This window comes from Frankia sp. CcI156, from assembly GCF_001983015.1.
In the GTDB taxonomy this organism is placed as follows: domain Bacteria; phylum Actinomycetota; class Actinomycetes; order Frankiales; family Frankiaceae; genus Frankia; species Frankia casuarinae.
In genome coordinates, this window is the sequence record NZ_MOMD01000096.1 from 1 (window position 1) to 10,209 (window position 10,209).

Annotated in this window: 11 protein-coding genes; 10 read left to right on the forward strand and 1 reads right to left on the reverse strand. The window is 67.1% G+C overall.

The window, feature by feature from the left end; all coding sequences use genetic code 11:
- The coding region (locus CcI156_RS22900; protein WP_254847574.1) for a class I SAM-dependent methyltransferase at positions 1 to 562 on the reverse strand (562 nt) is incomplete at its 3' end.
- A gap of 318 nt (positions 563 to 880) precedes the next feature.
- Between CcI156_RS22900 and CcI156_RS22905 the strand changes: the two genes are divergently transcribed.
- From CcI156_RS22905 to CcI156_RS26440, 10 genes are all read left to right on the forward strand, one after another.
- Positions 881 to 2,194 (forward strand): NDP-hexose 2,3-dehydratase family protein, encoded by a 1,314-nt coding sequence (locus CcI156_RS22905; RefSeq protein WP_076808152.1) that lies wholly within the window; start codon positions 881 to 883, stop codon positions 2,192 to 2,194.
- Positions 2,191 to 2,607 (forward strand): flavin reductase family protein, encoded by a 417-nt coding sequence (locus tag CcI156_RS22910; RefSeq protein WP_023842034.1) that lies wholly within the window; start codon positions 2,191 to 2,193, stop codon positions 2,605 to 2,607. Before CcI156_RS22905 ends, CcI156_RS22910 begins: the two co-directional genes overlap by 4 nt.
- A gap of 816 nt (positions 2,608 to 3,423) precedes the next feature.
- Positions 3,424 to 4,674: a helix-turn-helix domain-containing protein gene (locus CcI156_RS22915; protein ID WP_076808154.1), complete on the forward strand. Its 1,251-nt coding sequence runs from the start codon at positions 3,424 to 3,426 to the stop codon at positions 4,672 to 4,674.
- 372 nt (positions 4,675 to 5,046) lie between these two features.
- Positions 5,047 to 5,334 (forward strand): hypothetical protein, encoded by a 288-nt coding sequence (locus CcI156_RS22920; RefSeq protein WP_198031065.1) that lies wholly within the window; start codon positions 5,047 to 5,049, stop codon positions 5,332 to 5,334.
- 50 nt (positions 5,335 to 5,384) lie between these two features.
- Positions 5,385 to 6,221 (forward strand): hypothetical protein, encoded by an 837-nt coding sequence (locus CcI156_RS25285; protein WP_131728953.1) that lies wholly within the window; start codon positions 5,385 to 5,387, stop codon positions 6,219 to 6,221.
- A gap of 230 nt (positions 6,222 to 6,451) precedes the next feature.
- Positions 6,452 to 7,021, forward strand: a complete 570-nt coding sequence (locus CcI156_RS22930; RefSeq protein ID WP_131728954.1) for a hypothetical protein — start codon at positions 6,452 to 6,454, stop codon at positions 7,019 to 7,021.
- A 155-nt stretch (positions 7,022 to 7,176) separates the two neighbouring features.
- Positions 7,177 to 7,425 carry a hypothetical protein gene (locus CcI156_RS22935; RefSeq protein ID WP_011438491.1) on the forward strand — a complete coding sequence of 83 codons (249 nt, stop codon included), beginning with the start codon at positions 7,177 to 7,179 and terminating at the stop codon, positions 7,423 to 7,425.
- Positions 7,426 to 7,468: 43 nt separating this feature from the next.
- Positions 7,469 to 7,960 carry a hypothetical protein gene (locus CcI156_RS22940; RefSeq protein ID WP_254847575.1) on the forward strand — a complete coding sequence of 164 codons (492 nt, stop codon included), beginning with the start codon at positions 7,469 to 7,471 and terminating at the stop codon, positions 7,958 to 7,960.
- Positions 7,961 to 8,453: 493 nt separating this feature from the next.
- Entirely contained in the window at positions 8,454 to 9,893 is a 1,440-nt protein-coding gene (locus tag CcI156_RS22945; RefSeq protein WP_076808158.1) for a replication initiator, read from the forward strand.
- On the forward strand, positions 9,890 to 10,209 hold a 320-nt coding region (locus CcI156_RS26440), incomplete at its 3' end, for a hypothetical protein (protein WP_076808163.1). The genes CcI156_RS22945 and CcI156_RS26440, both read left to right, overlap by 4 nt.

Here is a 10,209-nt window from a genome sequence, read left to right on the forward strand (position 1 = left end):
CGGCACCGGCCAGCAGGTAGTGCAGTTCCATGCGGGTCTGGTCACCCACGCGGGTCGAGTGGGAGACACGGGTTATCGCCCGGTTTCCCTCGGACACCGCGTGCGCCGCGACATAACCATCCAGAAACGTGTCCGGAAAATACCACGGCTCGATGACGACGGTGCCGTCCGGCGACAGGTGCGAGGCCATGCAGCGCAGCGCGGCCGCCAGGTCCTCGAAAGTGCGCAGATAGCCGATGGAGCTGAACATGCAGACGACCGCGTCGAAGGTCCGGCCAACCCACAGGCTACGCATGTCGGCCTGCAGCAGCGGCCGGCCGGGGAGCCGCCGGCCGGCGACCGAGAGCATCGGCTTCGACAGGTCGGTCCCCGCTACGTCGGCGAAGAGCGTCGCGAAGTGCTCCAGGTGGTTTCCGGTGCCGCAGGCCACATCGAGCAGGCTGCGTGCGTCGGGCGTGCGGGTCCGGACCAGCTCGGCGACCCGCCGGGCCTCCGCCGCGTAGTCCTTCCGGCTGCGGTAAAGGACGTCATACATCTCGACAGCTCGGTTGTCCTCGTACACGGCGACCCCATCCGCTGGATTCACAGGCGCCGGCCGCTCCTGGCGCGGCCCGCTCTGCCGTATTCTGCGAAACACCGCTGGAGGAACGCTTGACGTTTGATTGGGCAGCACGCCGGAACCACCGGGACGGCCCCGCGGCGGCATCACMCACCGCCGCGCACCGGCGCACGCAGCCACCCGACGCACCGGGTTTAGTGGTTCTTGAGCGGGTCTCCGCGGCTCTTCAAGCCGCTCCGGCCAGACTGGGCCTCGACTGACGAGCGCCCGACATGTGCCCTGCCATCCGTAGGCATCAAGTCGACGATGGGAGRAAGACCCGTGTTCCAGCAGCTGTCAGATTTCCACGAATGGTTCAAGCAGAGAGCTGAAGCGAACACCTACCAGATATCCGTCGTCGCGCTCGACCAGCTTGACGGATGGGGCTTCGACGGTGATTCAGGGAATCTCTCGCATCGTTCGGGGAAGTTCTTCTCGATCGAGGGGATAGAGGTCGCCACGGACCACCGCGAGGTGCCRACCTGGAGCCAGCCGATCATCCTGCAGCCAGAGATCGGCATACTCGGAATCCTGGTCAAGAGCTTCGCCGGGGTGCCGCACTGCCTGATGCAGGCGAAGATGGAGCCGGGCAACATCAACGGGCTGCAGATCTCACCCACCGTCCAGGCCACCCGCAGCAATTACACCCGGGTGCACGGCGGAAGCTCGGTGCMCTACCTGGAGCACTTCCTCGCGCCGCGGGCCGGACKGGTCGTCTTCGACTCCCTGCAGTCCGAGCAGGGCTCGTGGTTCCTCAACAAGCGAAACCGGAACATGATMGTCGCGGTGGACGACGATGTCGAGGTCCGTGACGACTTCTGCTGGCTGAGCGTACCCCAGCTGCGGGAGCTGGTGCACGCGGAGAACATCGTCAACATGGACTCCCGGACGGTGCTGTCCGGCATGTCATTCCTCACCGGCGACACCGGTGGGGGCGAGGCGTTGCACACCACCCACGAGCTGCTGAGCTGGTTCACGGAGGTCAAGGCGCGGTATCGGCTCGACCGTCAGGTCATCCGGCTGTCGGAGGTCAAGGACTGGATCCGGTCGAGTGATCGGATCTCCCACGAGCTGGAGCTGTTCTTCAACGTCATCGGCGTCAGCGTCCGCGCCAGCAACCGTGAGGTCATGAGCTGGTCGCAGCCGATGTTCCAGCCGACCTGCCAGGGCGTCATCGCCTTCGTGACCAGGTGGATCAAGGGCGTCCGGCACCTGCTGGTGCACGCCCGGACTGAGCCCGGAACGGGCGACGTCGTGGAGATGTCGCCCACCGTCAACTGCTCACCAGAAAACTACCGCGGCCTCGGTCGCGACCAGCAGCCGCCGTTCCTCGACTTCGTGCTCGCCGCGCCACCCGAGCGGATCCTCGTCGACGTGGTGCACTCGGAGGAGGGCGGACGCTTCTACCACGCCGAGAACCGGTACCAGCTCGTCGAGGCCGACGAGGACTTCCCGCTCGAGGTACCGCCGGACTTCGTCTGGATGACGGTGTCGCAGCTCACGAGCTTCGTGCCGTACGGCAACCATGTCAACGTCGGCGCGCGTTCCCTGCTGACCTGCATCACGCGGCGCCCGGACCTGGAGGAGGCGGCGTGACCGTCCCGGGTGGCGGCACAGGCATGCCAGCGCTCACCCGCACGGCGACAGGGACGGTGGCTCGGGGCGCCGGCCCCGACCCCGACCAGCTCCGGGAGGCGCTGGCCCATTTCCCCAGCGGAGTCGTCATCGTCACCACCCGGAGCGAAACCCGCACGCCGCACGGGTTCACCGCGAGCTCGTTCTGCGCGGTGTCCCTGGAGCCGCCGCTGGTGTCGGTGTGCCTGGCCCGGGCGGCACGCTGCCATCCGGCGTTCGGCGGCGGCGACCGGTTCACCGTCAACATGCTCCGGCCAGGGCACGTCGAACTGGCGAGGCGGTTCGCGCGCAGTACCGGCGACAAGTTCGAGGACGGATCGTTCCGGTGCACGCAACAGGCTGGCGAACTTCATTTTTCACGGACTTCTGGCTGAGCTGATCTCCTCCGTCGGGCGGGCAGGCTGCGCCTTACCCCGGGTTCTCCTGGCTGTGCAAGAGCGCCGACGTTCCGGCCGTGCCTGCTGGGTGCCGTGCGCTCTTGCACGGTCGGGAGGTTCTGGGGTAACCCCTCGGGTGTCCGCCCGGCGGAGGAGATCAGCGGTCCCGCGCGCCCGGCTCCTGGTGACCGGCGGCGGCTCCCCCTCCTCCAGAGGAAGGGCCGGGGTCCGGGGYGGCGCCCCGTTGCTCTTGCCTGACAGATGCTCGCGCCTTGTAGTATGAGCCGGTGTATCGGCGCCCTTGGGATCGCGTTCCGCGAAGTGCGGTCGCAAGGTGCTTTCTAGCCGTTCTGGCCACGCTTATGGCCGGATGCGCGGGCTACGATGCGCCTCCGACGATCTTTCAAGCGATCTGTCTTGTGCTGGCTGCTGCGTTTACTGGTGCGGCGGCTGTGGATCTGCCGGCCGCTGGCGCCCTTCAAAAAAAGCCTGAAATTCGCACGCTCTGTTGCGTATTTTCGTCCCCACGCTCGCGGGGGTAATGGACCCGCGACGCTCCGACGCGACGAACGGGCGGCCGGTCCGACGCSCCCGGGTRGGGTGCCGACCGGAGGGAGGCGGGGCCCCATCCCGGTGCGCGGCCGGGCCGGCCGGGGTCCTGTTCGGCGTGGCGTGTGCGGCGCCCTCGGCCTCGACGTCCGGCTTGGTCAGGATGTGGGGGTTGCCGCCCCGGAGGGGCGGCCTTGAAACCGTAGAGATAATTAGCGAGGATCATCATCAAAGGGTTTTTCGCTGCGTGCGAAGGGAGTTGGTATGGCGATCGTTGGCGGGACGGGTTCGGATGACGCGCTGTCCGTCGGTCGACGGCTGAAGGTTCTGCGCACGCGGCGGGGGATGACGCGGGAGGTTCTGGGCGGGCTGGTCGGTCGCTCGGCGTCGTGGGTGAAGGCGGTGGAGACGGGTCGGTTGRCTGCTCCGAAGTTGTCGATGTTGCTTCGGTTGGCGGAAGCACTCAGGGTGCGTGACCTTGCGGAACTGACGGGTGGTCAGTCGATCCCGGTGGTGTTGTTCTCCGGCCCAGGGCATGATCGGCTCACTGCTGTGCGGGCTGCTGTCAACAGGTTGCCGGTCTCAGCCGCCGATCAGCCTGCGCCCTCGGTTGCAGATCTACGGGGGCGGGTGACCTGGGCCTGGAGGGCGAGGCATGCGGCGCCGAATCATCGGGAGGTTCTCGGGGGGCTGTTGCCCGGGCTTCTGGATGACGCGCAACGCACTGCCCGCGCGGAGGCGGACGGTCCGCAGCGCCGTGCGGCGCTGGCCGTGTTGGCGGAGGTGTACGCGCTGACGCAGTTTTTCGTGTCCTACCAGCCCGCACAGGATCTAGTCTGGCGGGTGGCGGAACGTGGTGTCTCGACCGCGCTGGACTCGGACGACCTGCATGCGGTCGGGGTGGCAGCCTGGCTGATGACACAGGCGCATCGTGAGGCCGGGGACTGGGATGCAGCGGACGTCGTGGCCAGTCAGGCGACGGCGCTACTGCGGGACAGCCTGTCCAGCGATGACGCCACTGACGACGTGGCGGCGCTGTGGGGAGCGTTGCAGTTCGAGAGCGGCTACACGGCGGCGCGGCGTGGCGAGATCGGGAACGCTTGGAGGTACTGGGACGCGGCGGACGCCGTCGCGCGGCGACTGCCGGACGACTACTTTCATCCTGTCACGTCGTTTTCGCAGACGGTCATGCACGCGCACGCCGTGACGGTTGCGGTCGAGCTGCGACAGAGTGGTGAGGGCGTACGACAGGCGGAACGGTGGCGCGCGGCGGTGATCCCGTCCCATCCGCGGCAGGCGCGGCATTGGATCGAGCAAGCACGGGCTTACCAGATCGACAGGAAGTACGACGAAGCGCTTCGTCTCCTCGATCACGCCTACGACTCGGCGCCGGAGACGATCCGGTACAACGGCCACGCGCGGCGGATCATTCTGGAAGAGCTGGACGCGCGGGATGGACGGCGTCGAGAGCAGGCAAGCGAGCTGGCCCGGAAGGTGGGTCTGTTGGGGGTATAGACAGTACCCTCCGGATGCGCTCCGTGGCTCTACCTTCACTGCATGGCAGATACGACCGGCGCCGTTCAGGCGGCGCGACCCTGTAGGCCGGTCCGGTTGCCAGGTGCGGCAGTCACGTTGGCCGCTGGCCCTGGGGGGATCGTCACGGCTGTGACCGTCGACTCGGACGGCGAAGCGAGTCCTGACCGCTCAGTGATGGTGGAGTTCCCTCGCGTACCGCTGCCGGGTGTGGCAGGGGTGTTGGTCGGATCCCGGCCTCGGCCAGTGGCGGGCGGCGGGCTTCGGGCGGACGTGGAGTTCGTCGAAAGGCCCCGGGCAGAACTGGTGCGGGTTGCGCTGGGCATGGCCGGCCTGCCGCGTGTGGGTTCTGTGGTGGTCTGCCCGCCGGGAGCGCCGCCGGGTCGTATGGCGTTGGCGTTCGTGGTGGCGGGACTGCTGCGGGAGCGGTGCACGCCGCCGGCTGCGGTGGTGACGTGCGCGGCACGCCCGACGTTGGGGGTCGGCAAGGTCGGGGTCCCGCATGAGGTGCGGGTAGAGACCGACGGTGACGTTCTCTGCGAGATCGTCTACCAGGTCATTGAGGCTGATCAGGTGTCGAGCTGGCTGGCGGGATGGCGGCGACCAACCCGACCGATCCTCTCGTCGGTTGAGACACGGTGATACCGCTTCGCGCTCCGATAGATCATCGGACCCTTCCGGCCTGCTCGATCGTGGTCACCGACGCTGGTTTACTCATCGCGAAGATCGCCAGCATCGATAAGGACCTCTACGGCCTCGTCGCTTATGCCGCCGAAGTCGGCTATGGCACCGGGTTCAGCCTCTGGGGTAGACGGTGGAGCCGCGTTCTGAGCCTGCCCGGGAAAGAGCATGACGACATCGTCGGACGGATCGCACCGGAAGTACTTCAGCCGAACTTGGGTAAAATGGTACGGGTAGAATCGGGGGCGATTATGGGTGTGCTCTCCACTCGGGATCCACAGTTGATCGACGAGCACCGGGAGACATTAGAATATCTGGCAGCTATTCTTGGCGTTTCCACTGCCGCGCTGGGAATTTACGGGTCCGCGATGTACAAGCCGGCCACGGAACGTGGCGATATCGATTTCGTGGTCTACGGAGAAGAGCAAGGGCGGCAGGCGTGGGAGAGGATTCAGTCAAGGCTCCCCCCGGTGCCCCGACGTAAAGCCGGAAGACCTTATCATCTGCATTTTCCGCATTTGGACGGCTCGGTCTACCTTGATCCGCGTCTTATCCGCTCTGATGCCGATACCGTTGCCCTCGTCCGCGCACGATCTATGATCAGTCCCGGTGCAGCCCTGGATCGTCTCGCGGTGACTGCGGCTCGCGACGCCTTCTACTATCCGGCGCGGTACCAACTCGAAGACGGCTCCGTGTTGCTGAGCTACCGGCTCGGTCACTGCGCACTCCTCAAGCCTGGTGACCGAATCTCGGCAGCTCCGCTTCCCACGGTCCACTTCGATGGTGTGCCACACCGTATAGTCCTACGTTACGAACACCTGACGATCCACGCGGGGGCGGAGCCGTGATGGGCAACGCGACTGACCATCTCGATGAGGCGGCGCGACGTCTCCGCGCTGCCCCGGCCGGGCCCATCCGCCTCGGGATCGGTGGCCGTTCTATCGGATGTGTGGCCGACGTCGACGGCGTACGCCGCTGGCTTCGGGTGGTGGCTGTACCCGAATCTGACGTACATCCGCTGGTCTGGACGGGCACCGCGACCGCTCACGCCCTTCCTCGGAGTGTGCGGCGTCCAGCCATGCAGGGGGGAACCGAATGGTATACGGGCGGGACACGAATCCGCGCTGAGGTCATCGACTATATCGAGGAAAAGGTCTGCTCTGATACCGAGGTCCTTCGTACCGAACTCGATCTGACGGCGGGCTGGTGGCGTTCTCTGCGTGCATCCCTGGACGCTCTCGCCGCACAGCCGACCGAGCGTGTTCCGCGAACTCAAGAGCAGTTGCGCCGTGTCCTCGTCCGGCTGTTCGGCCCCTCGATCGATCCCACGGTGGGAACCTGGGTCACCGCGCATGGTGACCTGCGGTGGTCCAACATCACTCGGCGGACTCCTTACCTGCTCGATTGGGAGTTCTGGGGCGCTGCGCCTGCGGGGGCGGATGCGGCCACCCTGTACTGCACAAGCCTCCTAGTCCCGACGGTCGCAGATCAGGTATACGACCAGTTCGGCGACGTACTGACGAGCCGTGACGGTCGCCTTTCTCAGCTCTGTGTCGCAGTTCAGCTTCTCCGTCACGCCGATCACGGTGATCTCGGCGATCCACTCCGCAAGCTGATTGACGGGATTTTGCCGACCCTCACCAACTGACGGATCCACGCACGAATTTTCGTGTTTTGGTCCGGCGTTGCTTTTTTCGGGCGTCGAGTGGCGGGTTTTCGTCGCCGGTGCCCATGTCGGGGAGTTCGACGACTGACAAATTCGGGAGGTGGCGATGAGGGACGAGGGCAGGGAGGACTTGGTAGATGACGATGATGACGGCTGGGGGTGGGATGACGACGACGGGTATCGGTCCGGGGCCAGGGAGCGTGATCGGCCCTGGTGGCCTGGTGACCCCGTTGGGGGCGTGGGCGTTGGTGGTGCCGGGGGTTCAGGTGGTGGCGCCGTTCGTGGATCTGCGTTGGATGGCGGACTACGCACGGATGCGGGGGATTCCGGCGACGGAGTATTGGGCTCTGCCGTTTCTGGGACGCCGGGTGGTGGCGGTCCTGTGACCGGCCTGGGTCGTCCGGGCTGGGAGGAGTCGTGAGAGGGTCGGTGGCGGTAGGGGCCGCGGGGTGGGAGTTTCACACCGGGYAACTTCCGGAGTTCCTGCTCCTGCCGTGTGACGGTCTGATCGTTGGTTCCTTCCCGGAGGCGGTGGAGGCGGACAGCGAGGCTCAGCAGATGCTGCTGTCCGATCAGATGGCGGTGGACGAGGACATCATGGTGGGGGCGAGCATCGGGATTGCACAGCTCGRCCCGGTGGGGCTGGTGGTGCTGCATCGCCGGTTCACGTCGCTGATGGCGTCGCGGGTCGCGTGGGCGGTGGGCATCCGGCTTCGGCGGGCGAGGCTTGCCGCCGGCGAGTCGCCTCGGGTCGTGATGGCGGGGTCGAAGCCGAACCCGGATGTGACTCCGGATGGGGTGACGTTCACGCTGCATCGGGTGCGGGTGTGTGACCATGAGGTGGTCTCGCTGATCGAGGTGTGGGAGGTGCACTTTCCCGCGCTGGTCCTGGCGGYGGGAGAGGACTCCGTGCTGCTGTAGGCGGTGACCGTGTCGAGCTGGCGGCCCTGAACGTGTCCGGCCCTTCCCCTCGTGGCCGACGTTCGGGGTCGCCGTTGTCGTGTTTGCTGGTTTCAGCCCGGACAGGTCGGGTATAGTAGGTATTGGCATTCGAGGGGCTACGGTCCCTGCGCCATGTAAGGCAGTACGCCATATAGACGGGCTGTCCACGTAGAGCCGCCTGGGAGCGGCAGGACCGGGCTCGGGCTGCTGCACCACAGACCGCGACTGTGGTCTGTGTCCAGTCGTGTTGACGTTTCCGTCTGGGGTGCAGATGTGCCGCATGTGGCGTGTCCTGTCGATGTTCAGGTTTTCGTGCGTTCACGGGTTGACCGGGTAGGTCCGGCTGGCGGTTGAGGTCCGCCGCTGCTGATCTTCCGGTCTTTTTCTGTTCCCGTTCTCGTTGTCCGTGTGGGCTGCGGCCGTCCTGTGGGTTTTTCCGGGTCGGGCTGGGCCTGTGCGGTGAAAGGACGCGGTGGTTTCCGTGGATGTGGGCGTGAGCCTGCCCGAAAACCGGCCGGTCGCGGGTGGGTGTTCCCGCCCGATCCGCCTGTCCGGCCATATTGATCATGTGGATGTCGGTACTGGTGAGGTCCGGCGGGCGTTTACCAGTGCCGGTGAGCCGGGCGGGGTGCTGCATGTGCGGTGCGGGAACCGGCGGGAGTCGGCGTGTCCTGCCTGTTCGGCGGTGTACAAGCGGGACGCGCGGCGGCTGGTCCTGGCCGGGCTGGCGGGTGGCAAGGGTGTGCCGGCATCGGTGTCGGRTCATCCGGCGTGGTTCGTGACGTTGACCGCGCCGAGCTTCGGGCCGGTGCACTCACGGCGCCAGCGGGGCGGGAAGACGGGTCCGGTGCGGGCGTGTCATCCCCGGCGCGGTCTGTGTCCGCATGGGAAACCGGCGGGCTGTCATGAGCGGCACCATGAGGCGGATTCCCGGCTCGGGTCGCCGTTGTGCGCGGACTGTTACGCCTACGGCCGGTCGGTGGTCTGGAACGCGCTCGTCCCCCGGTTGTGGAAGGCCACCCGCGACGGCACGGAATCGGCGGTGGCGGCGGCAGCCGGGCTGACCGTGGCAGGGCTGCGCCGCGCGGCGCGRCTGTCGTTCGTGAAAGTCGCGGAGATGCAGGCGCGGGGCGTCGTCCACCTGCACGTAGTGATCCGGGTGGACGGTCCCGACGGGCCGGGCTCGGCTCCTCCGGCCTGGGCGGCCGGTGAGCTGGTCGCAGACGCGCTGCGCGGGGTCCTGAGCGTGGTGGCAGTACCGGCTCCGGATCCGGACGCGCTCACCCTTGACACCACCGCCGTTGCGGATGACGGCTGGGCGGTGCGCTGGGGCGCACAGGTCGATATCCGCCGGATCGCGTTGGAGGGGCCGGCGGATGTGTCCCGGGTCAGTAACTACCTGGCGAAGTACATCACCAAGTCCGCGGCGGCGGGTGGTGAGTTGGATCATCCGGTGCGGTCGCTGGCCGCACTCGGCCGGCTGACGCTGCCCCCGCATCTGCGCCGGCTGGTGGAGACGTGCTGGCGCCTCGGCCACGATCCGGTGTTCGCGGTGGCGTTGGATGCGGCACTCGGCCGGGACTCCGGTGACATCCCGCGGTTGGTCCGCTGGGCCCATCAGGCGGGATTTGGTGGTCACTGGCTGTCAAAATCACGGGCCTACTCGACCACGTTCACCGCGTTGCGGACGGTGCGGCGGGTGTGGTCGCGCACGATCGGTGCGGCGATGGCGGGCCGGGTGCCGGTGGATGCGTTCGGTCGTCCGGACGGCGATCCCGACACAGTGATCCTCGGGGCGTGGACCTACGCGGGGCGTGGTCTGTATGCCGGGGATCACGGTGATGATCCACCCGACGGGATGTCGGTGCCGGCGGCTGGGTCGGGTTCTGACGTGTGGCTGGCCGGGCTATGAGCAGCGAAGCTTCTGTTCAGCTCTCGTTGTTCGATGACACCACCGACGATGCCGGCACCGGCGCCTGTGATGCTGCTCCTGTCGTGGCGGGCCAGCAGGTGAGCACCGAAGGTTCCGGTGGCTCCTCGGCTGTTTCTGCCTCGATGGCTACCGGGGGTGCGCCACGGAACGCGACCACGGTGCGGGTGGGTGGGCGGGCCGGCACCCGACCGGTACCGGTGCCGGGTTCGGCGCGGTCTCGGCGGGTGTTCTCCGATGCGGCGGAGGAATGGGGGCGGCGTCAGGCGTTGGCGGCTCCGGTGTGGTCGCGGGAGAA

Coding starts and splice junctions, on each gene's coding strand:
- CcI156_RS22930 (WP_131728954.1), top strand. CDS start 6,452: ATGCAGGGGGGAACCGAATGGTATACGGGCGGGACACGAATCCGCGCT.
- CcI156_RS22935 (WP_011438491.1), top strand. CDS start 7,177: ATGACGATGATGACGGCTGGGGGTGGGATGACGACGACGGGTATCGGT.